The organism is Corynebacterium auris (assembly GCF_030408575.1).
GTDB classification, from domain to species: Bacteria; Actinomycetota; Actinomycetes; order Mycobacteriales; family Mycobacteriaceae; genus Corynebacterium; species Corynebacterium auris.
Genome location: NZ_CP047047.1, coordinates 2,385,229 through 2,404,080 on the forward strand (window position 1 = coordinate 2,385,229; position 18,852 = coordinate 2,404,080).

At 68.9% G+C, this 18,852-nt stretch carries 16 protein-coding genes; 7 read left to right on the forward strand and 9 right to left on the reverse strand.

All coding sequences use genetic code 11. The features are described from left to right. Nucleotides 1–6 precede the first annotated feature (6 nt). A complete protein-coding gene (locus CAURIS_RS11265; RefSeq protein ID WP_290342157.1) occupies nt 7–411 on the forward strand; it encodes an arsenate-mycothiol transferase ArsC in 405 nt (134 codons plus the stop codon). A 26-nt stretch (nt 412–437) separates the two neighbouring features. Here CAURIS_RS11265 and CAURIS_RS11270 read toward each other — a convergent pair whose 3' ends face one another. The 8 genes from CAURIS_RS11270 to CAURIS_RS11305 all read right to left on the reverse strand — a co-directional run bounded on the left by CAURIS_RS11270 (nt 438) and on the right by CAURIS_RS11305 (nt 11,015). Beyond that, nucleotides 438–1,544, reverse strand: a complete 1,107-nt coding sequence (locus CAURIS_RS11270; RefSeq protein WP_290342158.1) for an MFS transporter — start codon at nt 1,542–1,544, stop codon at nt 438–440. Nucleotides 1,545–1,558: 14 nt separating this feature from the next. Then, nucleotides 1,559–2,770, reverse strand: a complete 1,212-nt coding sequence (locus tag CAURIS_RS11275) for an acyl-CoA dehydrogenase family protein (RefSeq protein ID WP_290342159.1) — start codon at nt 2,768–2,770, stop codon at nt 1,559–1,561. 28 nt (nt 2,771–2,798) lie between these two features. Further along, a complete protein-coding gene (locus CAURIS_RS11280) occupies nt 2,799–4,262 on the reverse strand; it encodes a 3-oxoacid CoA-transferase (protein WP_290342160.1) in 1,464 nt (487 codons plus the stop codon). A gap of 39 nt (nt 4,263–4,301) precedes the next feature. Further along, nucleotides 4,302–6,278: a TRAP transporter fused permease subunit gene (locus CAURIS_RS11285; protein WP_290342161.1), complete on the reverse strand. Its 1,977-nt coding sequence runs from the start codon at nt 6,276–6,278 to the stop codon at nt 4,302–4,304. An 11-nt stretch (nt 6,279–6,289) separates the two neighbouring features. Further along, nucleotides 6,290–7,465: a TAXI family TRAP transporter solute-binding subunit gene (locus CAURIS_RS11290; RefSeq protein ID WP_290342162.1), complete on the reverse strand. Its 1,176-nt coding sequence runs from the start codon at nt 7,463–7,465 to the stop codon at nt 6,290–6,292. A gap of 79 nt (nt 7,466–7,544) precedes the next feature. After that, on the reverse strand, nt 7,545–8,759 hold the full coding sequence (locus CAURIS_RS11295) for a CaiB/BaiF CoA transferase family protein (RefSeq protein WP_290342163.1): 1,215 nt from the start codon (nt 8,757–8,759) through the stop codon (nt 7,545–7,547). A 92-nt stretch (nt 8,760–8,851) separates the two neighbouring features. Beyond that, a complete protein-coding gene (locus CAURIS_RS11300; RefSeq protein ID WP_290342165.1) occupies nt 8,852–10,282 on the reverse strand; it encodes a DUF5129 domain-containing protein in 1,431 nt (476 codons plus the stop codon). A 19-nt stretch (nt 10,283–10,301) separates the two neighbouring features. After that, nucleotides 10,302–11,015, reverse strand: coding sequence for a hypothetical protein (locus CAURIS_RS11305; RefSeq protein WP_290342166.1), 714 nt, complete (start codon nt 11,013–11,015; stop codon nt 10,302–10,304). 61 nt (nt 11,016–11,076) lie between these two features. Here CAURIS_RS11305 and CAURIS_RS11310 point away from each other — a divergent pair, with 61 nt between their 5' ends. Continuing rightward, on the forward strand, nt 11,077–12,165 hold the full coding sequence (locus CAURIS_RS11310; protein ID WP_290342167.1) for an ABC transporter ATP-binding protein: 1,089 nt from the start codon (nt 11,077–11,079) through the stop codon (nt 12,163–12,165). A gap of 63 nt (nt 12,166–12,228) precedes the next feature. Here the strand turns inward: CAURIS_RS11310 and CAURIS_RS11315 are convergent, their stop codons facing one another. After that, nucleotides 12,229–13,464: a dicarboxylate/amino acid:cation symporter gene (locus CAURIS_RS11315; RefSeq protein WP_290342168.1), complete on the reverse strand. Its 1,236-nt coding sequence runs from the start codon at nt 13,462–13,464 to the stop codon at nt 12,229–12,231. A 114-nt stretch (nt 13,465–13,578) separates the two neighbouring features. On the opposite strand from CAURIS_RS11315, the gene CAURIS_RS11320 reads away from it, so the two are divergent. The 5 genes from CAURIS_RS11320 (at nt 13,579) to trpCF (ending at nt 18,845) form a co-directional block, all read left to right on the forward strand. Next, nucleotides 13,579–14,001, forward strand: coding sequence for an SdpI family protein (locus tag CAURIS_RS11320; protein ID WP_290342169.1), 423 nt, complete (start codon nt 13,579–13,581; stop codon nt 13,999–14,001). A gap of 258 nt (nt 14,002–14,259) precedes the next feature. Beyond that, nucleotides 14,260–15,804: an anthranilate synthase component 1 gene (locus CAURIS_RS11325; RefSeq protein WP_290342170.1), complete on the forward strand. Its 1,545-nt coding sequence runs from the start codon at nt 14,260–14,262 to the stop codon at nt 15,802–15,804. After that, nucleotides 15,801–16,424, forward strand: coding sequence for a glutamine amidotransferase-related protein (locus CAURIS_RS11330; protein WP_290342171.1), 624 nt, complete (start codon nt 15,801–15,803; stop codon nt 16,422–16,424). The genes CAURIS_RS11325 and CAURIS_RS11330 overlap by 4 nt, the downstream gene beginning before the upstream one ends. After that, entirely contained in the window at nt 16,424–17,452 is a 1,029-nt protein-coding gene (gene trpD, locus CAURIS_RS11335) for an anthranilate phosphoribosyltransferase (RefSeq protein ID WP_290342172.1), read from the forward strand. The genes CAURIS_RS11330 and trpD overlap by 1 nt, the downstream gene beginning before the upstream one ends. Further along, on the forward strand, nt 17,439–18,845 hold the full coding sequence (gene trpCF / locus CAURIS_RS11340; protein WP_290343393.1) for a bifunctional indole-3-glycerol-phosphate synthase TrpC/phosphoribosylanthranilate isomerase TrpF: 1,407 nt from the start codon (nt 17,439–17,441) through the stop codon (nt 18,843–18,845). Before trpD ends, trpCF begins: the two co-directional genes overlap by 14 nt. Nucleotides 18,846–18,852 lie beyond the last annotated feature (7 nt).

The window sequence follows — 18,852 nt, forward strand, 5'->3', positions numbered from 1 at the left end:
ACACTCATGGCCCCCTCAGTTCTGTTCATCTGCGTCGGCAACGGCGGAAAATCCCAGATGGCGGCGGCACTGGCCGCCCACCACGCGGGCGACGCCGTCGCCGTCTACTCGGCGGGCACCGCCCCCGGGTCGGGCCTCAACCCGGAATCCGTCGCGGCGATCGCCGAGGCGGGCGCCGACATGTCCGGGGGCCGCCCGAAGGGCATCGACCCCGACCTGCTCGCCTCCGTCGACCGCGTGGTCGTGCTCGGCGCCGACGCCGAGGTCACCCTCCCGCCCGGCGCGCGGGGCACGCTCGAGCGCTGGCGCACCGACGAACCCTCCGAGCGCGGCATCGAGGGGATGGAACGCATGCGCCTCATCCGCGACGACATCGACGCCCGCGTGCGCGCCCTCCTGCGCGAGCTCTGACCTAGAACGGCAACGTCCGCGCCGCGTCATTTTCGCAGCGCTTCCGCGTTCAGCCCCGCCGCGACGAGGAGGAACGCCACCGCCGCCCCGAAGCCGAGCAGCGGAGCCACGCCGTACAGAGGCAGGATCAGGATCGGCGTCAGGGCGTTGCCGAAGAAGCGGAAGGCCTGGATCGTCGACAGGATCTGGGCCCCGCGTGGCGACGCCAAAATGAGCATATTCACACCCACCTGCACCCCCTGCGCGGCGAGCACCGCCACGCCCCACAGCAGCGTGATGGCCACCATCGATGGCGCGACCCCGACGCCCACCATGGCGCACGCACCGACGAGCAGGGAGCCGACGATGAGCGGGCGCGGCCCCCGCGTGTCGGCGAGCCCGCCGACGGGGCGGGCGAAGAGGAACGCGGTGAGCCCGCCGGCCATGACGATGAGGCCGCGGGTAAGGGGCGGGACGTCGAACACCGCCTCGACGTGCAGGGAGATGAGAAAGCCCATGCCCACCACGCCGGCGCCGATGGCGAGCAGAGTGTAGATGGCGCGCAGCACCGGGCCGGGCGGCAGCCGCACCGCCTCCGACACCGCCCCGGAGGGCGGCACCGCGGGCAGGCCGACGCAAACAATGAACACCGCGAAAGCGAAAAGAGCGACGTACATCCAACGCCACGACGCCACCGTCACCGCCGCCCCCGCGAACAGCGGGGCGGAGAACAGCCCAAAGGCCTGCATCGCAGCGTAGGTGCCCATCGCCTTGCCCAGTTCGTCCGGCGCGGTGATGTGCCGCAGGATCAGCTGCAGCAGCGGCGCCGTGAACGCGTTCGCGATCCCGGCGACGATGTACGCCGCCACAAACGCCCACCACACGGGCGACAGCACGAGCACCACCGACGCGCAGGCGATGGTGGCGTAGGCGACACGCACCACGCGGGTGGGGGAGAGGGTGCGCACCAAGTAGGTGGACACCAGCATCATGAACGCGAACGGCAGCATGTACGCCGTCATCGTCAGCGACGCCAAGCGCAGGGAGATGCCAAAATCCGCCGCGAACTCCGGCAGCACCACCGACAGCGACTGCCCGGCGAAGGGGCCGAGGAAGCCGCCGATCATGATGCAGAGGTAGCGCACCCTGCCCACGCCTCAACCCCCGATCAGGAGAACGCGTTGATCCCGGTCATCTTCTGCCCCAGGATCAGGGTGTGCATCTCGTCCGTGCCCTCGTAGGTGCGCACCGACTCCAGGTTCGCCGCGTGGCGGATCGGCGAGTAGTCGTGGGTGACGCCGTTGCCGCCGAGGATCGTGCGGGCCTCGCGGCAAATGTCGATGGCGACGCGCGTGTTCTGGAGCTTTGCCACCGAGATCTGGCTGATGTCGAGGGTGCCGGCGTCCTTCTGGCGGCCGACGTGCAGCGCCAGCAGGTAGCCCTGGTTCAGGCCCACCGCCAGGTCCACGAGCTTCTTCTGCGTCAGCTGGAAGCTGGCCAGGGGGCGGCCGAACTGGGTGCGCTCCAGCGCGTAGGCCAGCGCCTGCTCTAGGGAGTCGCGGGCCGCGCCGAGCACGCCCCAGCCGATGCCGTAGCGGGCCTCGTTCAGGCACATCAGGGGCGCCTTCAGGCCGAAGCGGGCGGAGAGGATGTTGGAGGCGGGCACCAGGGCGTCGTCAAGCGTGATATGCGACTGCGTGGACACCCGCATGGACAGCTTCTTCGTGATCGGCTGGGGGTCGAAGCCCGGGGTGCCCTTGGGCACGAGGAAGCCGGCGACGGTTTCCTCGCGGCCTTCCGGCGCCTCGTGGCCGGCGGCGGTGAGGTCCGCGGTGGAGACCTTTGCCCACACCACCGTGATGTCGGCCAAGTGCGACAGGCCGATCCAGCGCTTCTCCCCGTTGAGTAGCCAGCCCTCGCCCTCCTTCCACGTCGCGCGGGTGATCATGGAGGCGGGATCCGAACCCGCCGTCGGCTCGGTCAGGCCGAAGGCGCCGATGAGCTCCCCGCGGGCCATCTTGGGCAGGTACTCGCTTTTCTGCTCCTCGGTGCCGTGCTTGTGAATCGACGTCATCGCCAGCGAGCCCAGCACCGAGAAGATCGTGCGCAGGCCCGAATCGGCCGCCTCGACCTCCAGCATGGACAGGCCGTACTCCACGGCGGTGCGGCCCGGGCAGCCATAGCCGGACAGGTGCGCGCCGATCATGCCCTTCTCCGCGAAGCGCGGGATCAGCTCGAGCGGCACGTAGGCGTCCTCGTACCACTGGCCCACGTGGGGCTTGATCTCCTCCTCCACGAACGCGCGCACAGAGTCGCGCCACTGCACCTCCTCCGGGGTGAGCAGGGAATCGAAGTTGATCAGGTCGGTTGCGTCGGTCATAGTCGTCTCTCCTTGTCGTGGTTGTGTGTCAGTGCTCGGCCAGGTCGACCTCGAAGGACGCTTCCGTCGCCGCGGCCACCGCGTCAACGTCCACGCCCGGCGCGAGCTCGGTGAGCGTCAGGCCGTTCGTCTCGTCGACTTGGAAGACGCCGAGGTTGGTGATGATGGTCTTCACCACCGCCTTGCCCGTCAGCGGGAAGGTGCAGCTGCGCAGGATGCGCGGGCTGCCGTCGGGGGCGGTGTGCTCCATGAGCACGATAACCCGCCGGGCGCCCTCGACGAGGTCCATCGCCCCGCCGATGCCCTTGATCTTCTTGCCCGGGATCCCCCAGTTGGCGATGTCGCCGTGCTCGCTGACCTGGAAGGCCCCCAGCAGCACCGAGTCGACGTGGCCGCCGCGGATCATGGCGAAGCTCGTCGAGGAGCTGAAGAAGGAGGCGCCGGGGCGCACCGTCACCGTCTGCTTGCCGGCGTTGATGGTGTCCGGGTCCAGCTCGTAGAGCAGGGGGAACGGCCCGGTTTTGAGGATGCCGTTCTCGCTTTGCAGGATGATCCCCTTCGAATCGTCGATGTAGTTGGGCACCAGCGTGGGCAGGCCGATGCCGAGGTTGACGTACTCGCCGGAATGCAGCTCACGCGCGCCGCGCTGCGCGATCTGCTCCCGGGTCCAGCCCACCGCCGGCTCCGCACCGGGCTCAACGTCCGCCGGCTCGTCCTGCCGCAGGGTGGGCACCTCGACGGGCCGGTAGCTCGCCTGCTCGTAGGTCAGCGGCACGATCCGGTCCACGAAGATGCCGGGCACGTGCACGCCCGCGGGGTCCAGGCTCCCGCGGGGCACCAGCTTTTCCACCTCCACGATGGTCACCCGGGCGTTCATCGCGCAGTCCGGGTTGAAATTGCGCGCCGAGCTGCGGAAAACCAGGTTGCCGTCCTCGTCCGCTTGCCACGCGCGCACCAGCGCGAAATCGGCCTTGATGGATTCCTCGAGCACGTAGCCGCGCTCGTCGCCGCCGAAGCTAAACACGCGCGTCTCCTTCGGCTGCGAGGCCTCGGCGACGTCGCCCTCGGAGCCGTAGCGCACCGGCAGGCCGCCTTCGGACACCGCCGAACCGTAGCCGGCCGGGGTGAAAAAGGCCGGGATCCCGGCCCCGCCGGCGCGCAGCTTCTCCGCCAGGGTGCCCTGCGGCACCAGCTCGACGTTAAGGCGCCCTTCCAGGTAGTCGCGCTGCACGTAGACGTTGCTGCCGATGTAGGAGCCGCAGAACGTGGCCACCTGGCCCGACTTGAAGAGCTTGGCCAGCCCCACCGGCTCCTCGCCGATCAGGGTGCCGGGGTTGTTGGAGTACACCGTCAGGTTGCGGGTGCCGCGCTCGATGAGGGCGTCGATAAGAAAAAATGGGTTCCCCACCGCGCCGAAGCCGCCGACTGCGAGCGATGCTCCGTCGTGGATGTCGGCGATGGCTTCCTCGATGGAGGGGACGATTCTGGTCATGGCAGTGTCTTTCTTTTTTCGGAGGGAAGGTCAGGGAGGTCATTGGCCCGGGCTGGGCCTTATACTTCGCCTTTTACTGACGACGCCCGAGGCGACGCCCAGGGCAATCACGGCGAGCCCCGCGGCGGAGACCCCGACCTGCGGCAGGAACACGAGAAGGCCTCCCACCAGCAGCAGCGCCCGGGCAAGGAGGTTCAGCCGGGCCTCCACGAACTGCAGGTAGCCCGTGAAGCAGGAGCCGAGGGCGAACACGCTGACGATGGAGGTGACAAAGGCGAGCGCGATCTGCTGGCCCGGCGCCTGGGCCACCAGCCCGGGGTTGAGCACGAAGGCAAAGGGCACGATGTACTTCACCGCGCCGAACTTCATCGCCTCGATGCTCGTGCCCATCGCGCTGGCGCCCGAGATACCGGAGGCGGCGATCGCCGCCAGGCCCACCGGCGGGGTGATGTAGGAGACCGAGGCCCAGTAGATGACGAAGAGGTGCGCGGCGATGGGGTTGACGTCGAGCGCCGTCAGCGCCGGCACCATCACGATGGCCAGGAAGACGTAGGCGGCAGAGATGGTCAGCCCCATGCCGAGGACGAAGCAGGCCAGCGCGCCGACGACCAGGATGAACAGGACGTTCTCGCCGGCGATGGCCACCAGGTCGCGCGAGAGCGACAGGGAGACGCCGGTGGCGGATAACCCGCCGAGGATCAGGCCGACGCCGGCGATGATGCCGATGATCTGCCCGATCGTCTTGCCGGCCTCGAGGAGCAGGGCGAAAAACTCCGCGGCGCCGAACCTCACGCCGGGCTTCACGAAGGCGATGAGGATGAGCAGCCCGACGACCCAGAAGGGGACCTGCGCCTCGCTCGGGGCCCACAGCAGCGCGAGGGTCAGCCCCGCCAGGGCGAGGATGTAGGGCCAGCCGTCGATGACGGTGGGGATCGTGCGCGGCAACTGCCGCTTGTCGATGCCCTTCAGCCCGCGCGCCGCCGCGTAGCCATCCACCTGCAGGTAGATGCCCAGGAAGTAGAGGAACGCGGGGATCGAGGCCGCGACCAGGATCTCGGTGTAGGGCACGCCCACGAAGGAGACCATGAGGAAGGCCGCGGTGCCCATGATCGGCGGGGTGATGGAGCCACCCGAGGAGGCCGTGGCCTCCACAGCGCCGGCCGTTTTCGGGCTGAAGCCCGCCTTGATCATCGTCGGGATGGTCATCGGCCCGGTGGTGAGCACGTTGGACACGGCCGAGCCCGACATCATGCCCATCGCTGCGGAGCTGGTCACCGAGACTTTCGCCGAGCCGCCGCGGAAGTGGCCGAACAGCGAGGTAGCGAGGTCGTTGAAGAAGCTCGCCCCGCCCGTGTGCTGGAGCACCACGCCGAAAAGGAGGAAGCCCACCAGGATGTTCGCCGCCGTCTGCAGCGGCAGGCCCAGGATGGACTCGCCGCCCATGGCGTGCATCGACGCCAACGTGAGAAAGTCGTACTGGATACCCTGCAGAAAACCCACCGGAATCGCCCCGGCGATAAGCGGGTAGAGCGACACCACGAGCGCCAGCAGCGCCACGATCCACCCCGCCGCCCGGCGCAGGATTTCCAGGACCAGCGCCCAGTAGAGGACGCTGATCACCTGCGCCGTCGGCGGGGGCACCATGGACCAGCCGAAATACGAGATGTCGGGGCCATTGAGCGCCAGCCAGATCGAGCTGGCCATGAAGACGGCGATAAGGAGGATGTCGTAGACCGGCACGCCCCGGCGCGCGGCCTCTGCCCCGGGGCGCAGGGGGGTGACGATCAGGACGATCGGCGCGAAGGCGGCCAGCACCAGGTACAGGAAGGAGTTGGTGGGGATAGACAGGCCCAGAAGGTTCCAGAAGTAGACCTGGTTCATGGTGACCACGATCCCGGCGACCGTGAGCACGGCGACGACGACGCGCCATGGGGTGGTCAGCCGCGGGTTCTTCTCGGGCGCGGGCGCGGCGGGCAGCGCGTTCGGCAGCTCTGCAGGGGCGTACGTGGTCGTCATCGCGTTACCCCTCAGGCCGCCGCGGTCGGGTCGCTCGCCTGCGGCAGCGCCGGCAGGTTGTCCTTCTTCCAGGCCCGCCACGCAGCCGCGAGCGAGTTCGGACCCTGGCGCTCCGGGAAGTCCTTATAGTTGTCGCGCCAGAACACCGGCCACGCCTCCTTCATCAGCGCCTCGCGCTCCAGCAGGGCCTCGTGGCGCTGCTGGAGGCTGTCGTTCCACCGGCCTTGCTCGCGCAGGAAGCGGATCGCGCCGTCGTGAAACGGGATGACCATGGGGACCACGTGGACGCGGTCGGTGGCGAAGTTCTTGATGTCCGGGGTCATCCCGCTCAGCGTGTCGAAGTTGTCGTGCATGACCTTCAGCACCGAGTAGACCTCCTCTGCAGGGCGGTCCGCCAGCGTGCTCAGCGGGATGGAGTACTGCATGTTCGTGATCGGCTCGCCCTTGTGCCCGACGGCGTCGAGCGTGGTGCCCGGGATGACCATCGGCGCGAGTTCCTCCCACGTCGCGTACTGCTCGGGCGCGCCGCCGCCGAGGTTGAGCCAGTGGATCGGGTCGGTGGTATTGAGCTCCTCGATCGTCGCGCCGACGACGTTGTGGTAGGCGGCGTCGAGGTGGCCCGCCCGCACCGCGGCGAGCTGCTCGGAGTAGGCGATGTCCACCAGTTCGACGTCGTCACGCGTCAGGCCCCCGAAGTTCAAGATGGCCTCGAGCTTGCGGTTGATCGAGGTCGAGGCGATCAGCCGTGGGTAGCGCTTGCCGCGCAGGTCGGAGACCGTTTCAATGCCCGACTTTTGCAGGGTGAACACCCCGTAGTTTCCCGGCGGGTTCCACACCCCGCGCACCGGCTGCGGCCCCCACGTCTCCGAGGCGTACTCGTCGTCGCCCTCGAAGGCGTAGTAGGTCTCGTCCCCGGCGCGGGCGTAGTCCGCCACCCGCGAGATCAGGGGGGCGACCCGCGCGATGCCCGTGTCCCCGGTCATCAGCCGCACCCGCGTGCCGGACCCGTTTGTGATCAGGTTCGCAATCGCGGCGATGTCGTTGTAGGTGCCGGTGCCCGCCGAGAACGTCACCCACACCATCTGGCCGGTCGAGCCCTGGGCGGGCGCGCCGCAGGAGGCAAGGAGGCCCCCCACGCCGATGAGCGCGGAGCCCTTGAGAAACGCTCGCCGGCCAAAGGTGTTCATACTGCCCCGTTCGTGCTGGTGGTTCACATTGGGGATTAGTTTTACCGGAAAAATATGCCCTGGGTCACAGTTTGGGCGATTAATACTCTTTCCGGCTAGCAGGATCGGACGGCGCGCAACAATCCCGGGCCGGCGTCCCCGCGATCCACTCGAGAATGTCGGCGCGGTCCTCGTCCAGGCCTGGCGCGGATTTGGTGTAGCGCACCCCGCCGGACCGCAGCTCCAGTGGGTTGGCCACGTACGGGACCTCGTCGGTTCCCTCGCGGTTGGGCAGCCGCACGACCGGCTCCAGCCCAAGCTCCTCCGCGAACCCCACAGCCTCGCGCACCGTGAGGATCGGGGCGGCAGGCAGCCCGCGCGCGCGGAACACCTCGATCCACTCGTCGGCGGTCTTCCGCGCCAGCAGCTCGTTGAGCAGCGGCCGCAGGTCCTCGCGGTTCGCATTGCGCTTCTCGACGCTCCCAAAGCGCTCCTCCTCCGCGAGGTGGGGCGCCCCGAGGGCGTCGACAAGCGTTGCGAACTGCTTGTCGTTGCCCACGCAAATGACCACGTCCCGGTCCTGGGCGGGGAAGGGGCCGTAGGGGAAGATCGAGGTGTGGTCGTTGCCCGTGCGCTGCATCGGCGCCTCGGAGGCGACGGCGGCGGAGGAGACGTTGACCATCGAGGACAGCGCCGCGGACAGCAGGTTCGTGTTGATGAGCTCGCCGCCGCCCTTCTTCTCGCGGCGCAGCAGCGCCGAGACGATTCCCACCGCCGTGTGCAGGCCGGTGAACACGTCGAAGACGGCGTAGCCCGCCTTCTGCGGCTGCCCCTCCGGCTCGCCCGTGACCGACATGAAGCCGCTGGCGGCCTGGATGAGCATGTCGTAGCCGGGCAACTGCGCCCCCTCGCGCGTGCCAAAGCCGGTGATCTTCGCGTGGATGATGTCCGGCCAGCGCTTCGCCACCGACTCCGGGTCCAGCCCGAACTTGTCCAGGCTGCCAACGCGGAAATTGTCAATGAGCACGTCCGCCCGGTCAATGATGTCGTAGGCCGTCTGCAGGTCCTCCGGGTCCTTCAGGTCCAGCGCGATCGAGTTCTTGTTACGGTTGACCGAGAGGTAGTACGTGCCCACCTCCCCGCGCTTCGGCGGGACCCAGCGGCGCGTATCGTCGCCCGCGGGGCTTTCCACCTTGATCACTGTCGCGCCGAGATCCGCCAGAATCATCGTGGCGTAGGGTCCGGCGAGGACGCGGGAGAAGTCCGCGACGACAATCCCCTCGAGCGGGCCGCCGTCAGGTTGCTGCAAAGCCATTCGGGCTCCTTTTCGTTTGTGCTGGCACGGGTGGTGCCAGTGTAGCCGGGGCGCGTTTTCGGGGCGGCCCTTTCGTTCGGCCCCGGGAGCTCCTAGTAGCTGCTCGACCCGCCCGCGCCAGAAAACCCGGAGCTGAAAGAGGTGTTCGTCCCGGAGGACGAGGAAGCGCTCTGGGCGGCGGCGACGTTGGTGGAGTGCCAGTCGGCGAGGACCACGTAGGGCACGTAGCTGGGGTAGTAGTAGTTCTCCTGGTAGACGCGCGGGCGTTCGAGCTCGTGGCGCTCCTTGACGTCGCTGAACTGGCGGGTGCGCACGAGGTCGAGGACGAGCTGATAGTCGCCGAGGACGCGGACGAAGCGGTCCATGTAATCGGGCGCCTCCGGGTTCTGGTCGAGCCAGTTGATGCGCTCTTCCAGGTCGCGCAGCCGCGCCTTCAGTTCTTTGTCCTTGACCTCGGTGACGGCCCGCATGACGTCTTCGCGCAGGCTGGTCAGGTCGGCGCGGCGGGCGGCGGCGTTGCCGTTTTCGACCTCGAAAAGGCGGTTGATGTTCTTCTCGGCGGTGCCGGTCTCGCGCACGGTCCGGGCGGCCTCAGCGAGCTCATTGCGGTGCGCCCAGACCTCCTTGTCGTCGTCGGTGTTGATCTCGCTGAGGCCGCCCGCTCCCGAGACGGTGTCGTGCAGGCGGAGGAAGCGGTCCTGCACCACGGCCCAGTCCCTGCGCAGCTCCTCGTTGGCGAACTCGGAGGTCAGGGAGTTGGCGCGAATGTCCACCGCGTCGAGGCGCTGCGCCAGCTCGGCGTATTCGCGGGTGACCAGGTCGTAGTCCTCGCGACCCTGGGCAATTGCTTTCCGACGCCTATTGTTCACCGCCACCACGATGCCTCCGCCCACGCCGACGGCCGCCCCGGCGCCGAAACCGCTCAGCGCGGTGCGGGCGCCGCGATCGGACTCGGCCGCGTCGATAACGTAGTTGGCGATGCCCTCGGCGTCGGTGGCCTCGCGGGCGCCCGCGAACATCGCGGCGGGGATGTTGTTGTCGCGCATGCCGGGCTTCATCGCGTCGTTGACCGGCTCGAGGCGCTGGTCTTTGCGCAGGTAGATCTGGTCAGCGACGTCTTCGCCGGCGTGGGCGAACACGGCACGCTGGTCCAAGCCCGCCCCGAGGATGAGAACCCCGTCAGCAAAGTAGTCCTCGCCGATCGCCTCTGGGTGGTTGGCGCGGAAGAACTCCTCGACGGAATCGTTGACGTTGTCGTGCGTGGTCGCCAGCAGCAGGTAGTAGAGGGTGGTGACGGTGGAGGGGACGTCGAGACGCTCCGCGTCGCTGCTCAGCCGGGCCTCGTCCTCGGCGGTGAGCACGTCGTCGGGGTCGTCGACGACGACCTGCGGGGAGCCGACCGTGTCCACGGCGACCTCCTCGCGGTCGGGCACGTCGACGGTGGTGGAGGCGAGCGCGCCGGCCCCCACGGCTGCGGCGGCGGTGAGGGCGGCGACGATTCCGATCTGCTTTCCGAGGGCCATAGTTGAGGATTCTAGACAGTTAGAAGGGTTCCGCAATCGCTCGCGCGATGATCACCTGCTGCGGGCCGAACTGCTCGGTGAGGCGGTCCTCGACCTGCCGCAGGGTGTCGGGGGTGAGCAGCCACCCGGCCCACGCCTCCTTGGCGGGGGAGAAGACGCCATCGCCGCGGCCAATGATGTTCAGGGTGGCGTCGCGGATCCACAGCGGGCCGACGACGTCCGGGTTGTCCAGCGCCTCGACGGGGGCCAGCTCCTCCTCGTAGGCGACCGCGCGGCAGCGGCCGAGCAGCTGACTAAACAACGCCTGCGCCTGCTCCTGGGCCCCCTCGGCGCTGAGGTAGACCACGGTGATGAAGCTTAAGGCCTCGCCGGGGGCAACCTCGTCGCGGACGGCCACCCCGCTCAGGCCCCCGATCTGCGAGGGGAAGCGGGCAGCGGCGAACGGGTCATCGAGGAAGAAGCTATCGATCACCTCGTCACGTTCCGTGCCGGCGAAGTCCACCAGCGCGTTCGCCTCGTAGAGCTGCATCTCCTCGGGCGCGGCCAGGTTGCCGTAGGCCGCCTCGGTGCGCAGGTCCCACAGGGAGTAGGGTTCGTCGATCGGGTGCGGGTCGGGGGAGAGGGCGAGGATCGTCGCGGGGGATGCGCTGACGCGGCGGGCGTAGAGCTCGTAGGCCGCCCCGGCGTCGTCGGGGTGGGCCAGGAACAGGGTGGTGACGATCTCCGCGCTCATGGGTCAAGGATAGGGCTCCTATACTTACAGCGTTGACCCCACGACGGATCGGTGAAAAATCATGGCAACAGTAACCTTTGACCAGGCCACTCGGGTGTATCCCGGCGCGAGCGGGCCGAGCGTCGACAAGCTTTCGCTCGAACTTTCCGACGGCGAGTTCCTCGTCCTCGTCGGGCCCTCGGGCTCCGGAAAATCCACCGCGCTGCGCATGCTCGCCGGCCTGGAGGAGACGACCGAGGGGCGCATTCTTATCGACGGCCGCGACGTCACCGGGCTCGAGCCCCGCGAGCGCGACATCGCCATGGTGTTCCAGAACTACGCTCTCTACCCGCACATGTCCGTGCGCGAGAACATGGGGTTTGCCCTCAAGCTCGCCGGGATGAGCAAGGAGGAGATCAACCGGCGCGTCGAGGAGGCGGCGGCGACGCTCGACCTCAGCGAGTACCTCGAGCGCAAGCCGAAGGCCCTGTCCGGCGGCCAGCGCCAGCGCGTGGCCATGGGGCGCGCCATCGTGCGCGAGCCGCAGGTCTTCCTCATGGACGAGCCCTTAAGCAACCTCGACGCCAAGCTGCGCGTGCAAACCCGCACGCAGATCGCCGCCCTGCAGCGCCGCATGGGCGTGACCACCCTCTACGTCACCCACGACCAGACCGAGGCGCTGACCATGGGCGACCGCATCGCCGTGCTCAACTTCGGCGTGCTCCAGCAGGTGGGTACCCCGCGCGAGCTTTACGACGCCCCACGCAACGTCTTCGTCGCCGGCTTCATCGGCTCGCCCGCCATGAACCTGGCGCGCTTTCACGTCTCCGACGGCCACGCCCGGCTCGGCCAGGCCTCGCTGCCGGTTTCGCTTCCCGCGGGCGACGTCATCCTCGGCTTCCGCCCCGAGGCCCTGCGCGTCGCTCCGGAAAGCGAGGCGGGCATCCCGCTCGAGGTGGAGTTCGTCGAGGAGCTCGGCTCCGACTCCTACCTCTACTGCACCCTCGTCGGAGGGGGGTGGGTCTCCGAGGGCAGCGCGCAGGGGGCGACGGGGCACATCGTCGTGCGCACCGGGCCGCGCTCCGGCTTCGGCCGGGGTGACCGGCTGAGCGTGCAGGTCGCCGAGGGTGCCCTGCACGCCTTCGACGCGCAGACGGGGGAGCGGCTGTAGAAAACGAGCGCCCCCTCCCGCGCTGGTTGTCAGCAGGGGAGGGGGCGCCCGTGTGCGAGTGGCCTACACGGCGGTGGAGCCGTCGGCAGGCGTGCCCTCGAGCTTCTTGTTCTTGAGCTCGTGGCCCTCGATGGAGCCGGCCGCGAAGCGGTTGACCACCATCGCGATGGCGCCGTCACCCGTGACGTTGGCGGCGGTGCCGAAGGAGTCGACCACGATGTAGGCGGCGATCATGAGCGAGACCATCGACTCGTCGAAGCCGAGGTTCGCCTGCAGAAGGCCGACGGCCGCCATGATCGCGCCGCCGGGCACGCCGGGCGCGGCGACCATCATGATGCCCAACAGGAGGATGAAGCCCAGGACCTGACCGCCACTGATCGGCAGCGCCTCCATGTACACGATCGCGAGCGCGTACAGGGTGATCTTCATCATCGAGCCGGAGAGGTGGATCGTGGCGCACAGGGGCACCACGAAGCCGGCGACATTCTCCTCCACCTTGTTCTTCAGGGTGGCGGCGTAGGTGACGGGGATCGTCGCCGCCGAGGAGGAGGTGCCCAGGGCGGTGAAGTAGGCGGGCAGCATGTTCTTCAGGGCGATGAAGGGGTTGCGCCCCGCGACGGCGCCGGCGATGAGGTACTGCAGCAGCACGATGACGATCGTCATCACGATAGAGAGCACGAGCACGATGCCGAAGGCCGACATCGTGGAGCCGAGGTTGTCGTTCATGCCCAGGTTGAGGAAGGTGCCGAAGATGAAGACGGGCAGCAGGGGGATCACGAACACGGTGACCACCTTCATCACCACGGATTCCAGCTCGGAGAAGAAGCTGTACATCGTGTTGGAGCGCACGGCGGTCATGCCGAGGCCGACGACGAAGGCGAGCAGCAGGCCCGCCATGACCTCGAAGGGAGCCGGCATCTCGACGGTGAAGTAGGCGCTGAGCCCGCCCTCGTCCGGGTTGTCCACGTCCGTGACTAGCTCGTGGCCGCTGAGCAGAGTGGGGTAGAGCGCCGTGGCGACACCCCAGGCGATGAGCCCCGAGATAATCGTCGAGCCGTAGGCGATGCCGGCCGTGACTCCCAGCCACTTGCCGGCGCCGCGGCCGAGCCCCGCGATCGCGGGGGTGATGAGGGCGAAGATGAGGACGGGGACGAAGAAGCCGAGGAAGTTGGAGAACAGGCCGTTGAACGTGACAAAGACGCGGGCCAGCCAGACCGGGAAGAAGAGGCTGCAGAGGATGCCGAGGATGATGGCCACGACCACCCAGAACAGCAGCGACCGCAAAACTTTCTGTTTCATGTGGTGCCTTTTCACGCGGCCCGCGCCGCGGGCCACAGGTAGGGGACAGGTGACCTTTAACCTATACGTCAGCTCTCCGCCGCGGCCCAATTACCGCCCACTAAACTTGCCCCCATGAGCGCACTGAACCTCCTTGTCGGCTTTGTCATGGTCCTCGCGGCCCTCTTCCTCATCGTCCCGGGGGCTCTCGCCGCCGCGGGGAAGCTGCCCGGCAACCCGTGGTTCGGCCTCCGCGTGGCCGAGGTGCGCAAGGACAGGGCGACGTGGGACCGCGCGCACAAGGTCGCCGGGCCCATCTGGATCTTCGGCGGGGTCGCCCTCGCCTTCGGCGCCGCCTTCGCCTTCATCGCCAACGGCTGGCTCTGGATCGCCCCCATCGTCCTCGCCATCATCGCGGTCATCGCCTTTTCCATTGGGGGCAACGTGGGCGCCCGCGCGGCCACGCTTACCGACGCCCCGGAGCTCGCCGAACCCGCCCCGCAGGTGGACCTGGACGCCCTGCGCCGGGCGGCGGGGCGCGCGGACGAGGAGCGCTGACGGCGCACCCCGCCGTAATGTTTCACGTGAAACATTGCAAAAGCGCTTGCGCCGTGGCCCCCGGCGCGATACGCTCGTCGATGTGACTTCAACAACAACTCCCGCGACCGCTGCCAGCGCGCAGTGGTGGTGGCGCGCGTAGGCGGCGTGCCACCCAGCTAGTCACTCCCTCGGCCCGCCGGCTTGGACAACCAAGCACCGCGGGTCCTTTTTGTTCCCAGTACCCCGGTGCAGATCATACGACACAAGGACGTACTCATGAGGAACCCCACACCCGCCACCGCGCGGGCCGACGTGCGCTATCACGCCGACGCCTCTGGCCTCTTCGCCCACCTGGGCGGCACTAGCGCCGAGGGCGCGGTGCTTTTGGAGTCGGCCGACATCACCACGAAGTCCGGCCTGCAGTCCGTGGCGGTGCTCTCCGCCTCGCTACGAGTGACCTGCGACGGCGAACGCGTGACCGTCGAGCCGCTCACGCCCTCCGGCGAGGTCCTCGCCGCCGACCTCGGTGCCCGGCTGTCCGGCTACGCGGTGGGGGAGAACGCCTACTCCTTCCCGCCGCCGGCCGCCGCGGACGAGCGCGAGCGCCTCACCGCGCCGTCCAGCGCGGACGTGCTGCGGGCGCTGACCACGCGCGCCGGATACCTGGAGGGCGATTTCCCGTTCCTCGCCGGCGGCATGGCCTTCGACTACCTGGCCACCTTCGAGACCCTCCCCGAGGTGGCCGAGTCCGCCAACACCTACCCCGATTTCCAGTTCGTGCTGGCGGAGACGCTGCTGCGCATCGATCACCGCTCCGGCACGGCCTACCTCGCCGGTATCGCTTTCGACGGCACCACCCCGGACTTGCGCGAAATCGCCTCGGCCATCGATGCCGCCTCGCCCCAGCCGGCGCAGACCCCCGGCGGGGGAGGCACGCTCACGGTCAACGCGGATGTGACGGATGAGCGGTTCCGGGAGGGCGTGGATACGCTCAAAGGCAACATCGACAACGGCGATATTTACCAGGTTGTCCCCGCGCGCACCTTCACGGCCGACTGCCCGGACGCGTTCGCCGCGTACCAGCGGCTGCGCGAGTCGAACCCCTCGCCGTACATGTTCTACCTGCGCGGGGTGGGCCGCGGCGGCCGGCCGTTCGAGCTCTTCGGCGCCTCGCCCGAATCGAACCTGAAGTTCGACGCCGCAACGCGCGAGGTGCAGCTGTACCCCATCGCGGGCACGCGCCCGCGCGGGCTGAACCCCGACAGCACCGTCAACCACGAACTGGACACGCGCATGGAGCTGCAGCTGCGTACCGACGCCAAAGAGGTCGCCGAGCACACCATGCTCGTGGACCTCGCCCGCAACGACATGGCGCGCGTGGCCGAACCGGGCACCCGTCGCGTGGCGGAGCTGCTCCAGGTCGACCGCTACTCGCGCGTGATGCACCTGGTCTCCCGCGTCACCGCCACCCTGCACCGCGACCTCGACGCGCTCGACGCCTACCGCGCCTGCATGAACATGGGCACGCTCACGGGCGCGCCGAAGCTGCGCGCCACCGAGCTCATCCGCGAGCTCGAGGGGGTGCGGCGCGGCTCCTATGGCGGGGCCGTCGGCTACCTGCGGGGCACGGGCGACATGGACAACTGCATCGTCATCCGCTCCGCCTTCGTCGCCGAGGGCCGCGCCGCCGTCCAGGCCGGGGCGGGCGTGGTGCGCGACTCCAATCCCCAGGCCGAGGCCGACGAGACGCTGCACAAGGCCTACGCCGTGTTAAGCGCCATCGCCGCCGCGGCCGGCGCGCAGCTGGAGGTGACCCGATGAGCGAGCGCATCGTCCTCGTGGACAACCAGGACTCCTTCGTCTACAACCTCGTCGACTCCCTGGCCGCCTACAACACCACCGTCTACCGCAATACCGTGGCCGCCGCCGACATCATGCGCGCCGAGCCCGCGCTAATTATCCTCTCGCCGGGGCCCGGGTACCCGGCGCAGGCGGGCAACATGATGGAGCTCATCGCACTGGCGCAGGGCCGGGTGCCCATCCTCGGCGTGTGCCTCGGCTACCAGGCGCTCGTCGAGCACCACGGGGGGCGGGTGCGGCCGTGCGGGGCGGTGCACGGGGCGTCGATAGGCATGGAGCTTAACGACGCCGGCCTGGCCAGCCCCCTCTTCCGCGGCCTGACGGTTGACGACGTGCCCGGCCGGGCCGGGCGCAGCGTGCCCGTGGCGCGCTACCACTCCCTCGGCGCCACCGAGGTGCCGCCCGGAATGCGCGCGCTGGCCTACACCGACACATCGATTGGCCCGGTGGTCATGGCCGCCGAAACCGACGACGGCATGTCCATCGGGCTGCAATTCCACCCCGAATCCATCCTCACCCCCGGCGGCCCCGTGGTTGTGGACCGCTGCGTGGCAGAACTCATGAAGAAAGGCACGACATAATGGCGAGCGACACGGCACTGGAGGTGCTCCGGCGCTTCCTGGACAACCCCGCGCCCACCCTCGACGAGGCCATCGAGGCCTTCACCCCGCTCACCGTGGGCGACTACGACGACGTACACATCGCCGCGCTGTTGGCCACGGTGCGCACCCGCGGCGAGACCTTCGCCGACATCGCCGGGGCGGCGCGGGCCTTTTTGCGGGCCGGGCGCCCGTTCCCGGTGACGGGGGAGGGGATCATGGACTCCGCCGGCACCGGCGGCGACGGCGCAAACACCATCAACATCACCACGGCGGCCTCGCTCGTCGCGGCCGCCGGCGGGGTGAGGATGGTCAAGTGCGGCAACCGCTCCGTGTCCTCGAAGTCGGGATCCGCGGACGTGCTCGAGGCCCTCAACATCCCCCTCGATCTCGACCCTAAGCGCGCGGTGCGCCAGTTCGAGTCATCCAACTTCACCTTCCTCTTCGCCCCGGCCTACAACCCGGCGATCGCCCACGTGCAGCCAGTGCGCAAGGCACTCGGCGTGCCCACCATCTTCAACACCCTCGGGCCTCTGCTTTCGCCCGGACGCCCGGAGTTTCAAATTATGGGCATTGCCAACCCTCGGTTGGGCCAATTAATTGCCGAGACCATGAAGGAGCTCGGGCGCGGCCGCGCCCTCGTGGTCCACGGCGCCGGCACCGACGAAATCGCGCTGCACGGGGACACGCTCGTGTGGGAACTCACCCGGCACGGCGCGATCGAGCAGTACACCGTCACGCCCGAGGACCTCGGCCTGCCACGCTACACCCTGGGGCAGCTCGCCGGCGGCGACGGCCCCGCCAACGCCGCCGCAATGCGCGCGACCTTCGGGGGGGAGGGCCCGGACGCGCACCGCGACGCGATCGCCGCCTCCGCGGGCGCAATGTTCTACCTCTACGGCGCGGCCGACACACTGGCCGCCGGGGCGGCCCACGCGCTCGAGCTCATCTCCGGCGGCGCGGTGCAAAAGTGGCTCGAGACGCACGAGGAGGCCGATTACAGTGCCTAACATGCCCACGGTCCTGGAGGGTATCGTCCAGGCGCGTTACCGTCACCTTGACGAAATTAAACGGCGCATTGCCCACGTCGACCCGGCGACGCTGCCGCGCTCCGAGCGCTCCCTGTACGGCAATCTCGCCCGCCCTGGGGCGCAGTACATCATGGAGTGCAAGGCGGCCTCGCCCTCCCTCGGCGTCATCCGCGCGCACTACGAGCCGGGGGAGATCGCCGCGACCTACTCGCGCTACGCCGCAGGCATCTCGGTGCTCTGCGAGCCCGAGCGCTTCGGCGGGGACTACGACCACCTGGCCACCGTCGCCGCCACGACGCACCTGCCCGTGCTGTGCAAGGACTTCATCGTCGACCCGGTGCAGGTCCACGCCGCGCGCTACTTCGGGGCTGACGCCATCCTGCTCATGCTCAGCGTCCTCGATGACGCGACCTACGGCGAGCTCGCGGGCGAGGCGAAGCGCCTGGGCATGGACGTGCTGACGGAAGTGATCGACGAGGAGGAAGCCCGCCGCGCCGAGCGCCTGGGCGCGCGGATCGTGGGCATCAACCACCGAAACCTCCACGACCTCTCCATCGACCTTGAGCGCTCCGCGCGCCTCGCGCCGCTCGTCGCCGAGGGGACGCTGGTGGTCTCGGAGTCCGGGATCCGCGACGCCGAGACCGTGCGCCGCCTCGGTGGGCACTCCGATGGCTTCCTCGTCGGCTCGCAGCTCACGGGCCAGCCCGACGTGGATCTCGCGGCGCGCTCTCTCGTGTACGGCGCCAACAAGGTCTGCGGGTTGACAACCTGGAGTGCCGCCCAGGCCGCCCGCGCCGCCGGCGCCGTGTACGGCGGGCTCGTGTTCGAGGAGTCCTCGCCGCGCAATGTTTCACGTGAAACATCGGCGGACATTGTCGCGCACGAGCCGAACCTGCGCTACGTCGCGGTCTCCCGCCGCACCACCGGGTGGGACGAGCTGGTGCAGGACGGCGTGGTCGCCGCACAGGTCCACGCCCCCTACCAGGGTTCGATCGAGGCGGAGGTCGACCTCGTGCGCCGCGTGCGCGCCGAGGTAGGGGAGGGGACCGAGGTGTGGCGCGCCGTCTCCATGACGGAACCCGAGGGGGCGCAAGTGGCCACGGCGCTGCTTGGCGACGTCGATAAGCTTGTGCTCGACGCGCACGACGGCGGCTCCGGCGAGGCCTTTGACTGGGCCGAGGTGCCCGAGGAGGTCAAGGACTCCGCGCTCCTCGCCGGCGGGATCGGGCCCGCAAACGCCGAGACGGCGCTGCGCGTCGGGTGCGCGGGGCTGGACCTCAATTCCGGCGTGGAGTACCCCGGCCAGCCCGGGCGCAAGGACGCCGCCGCGATCCGCGCGGCCTTTCAGACGATACGAAACTTCCACTACTAAAGAGGCA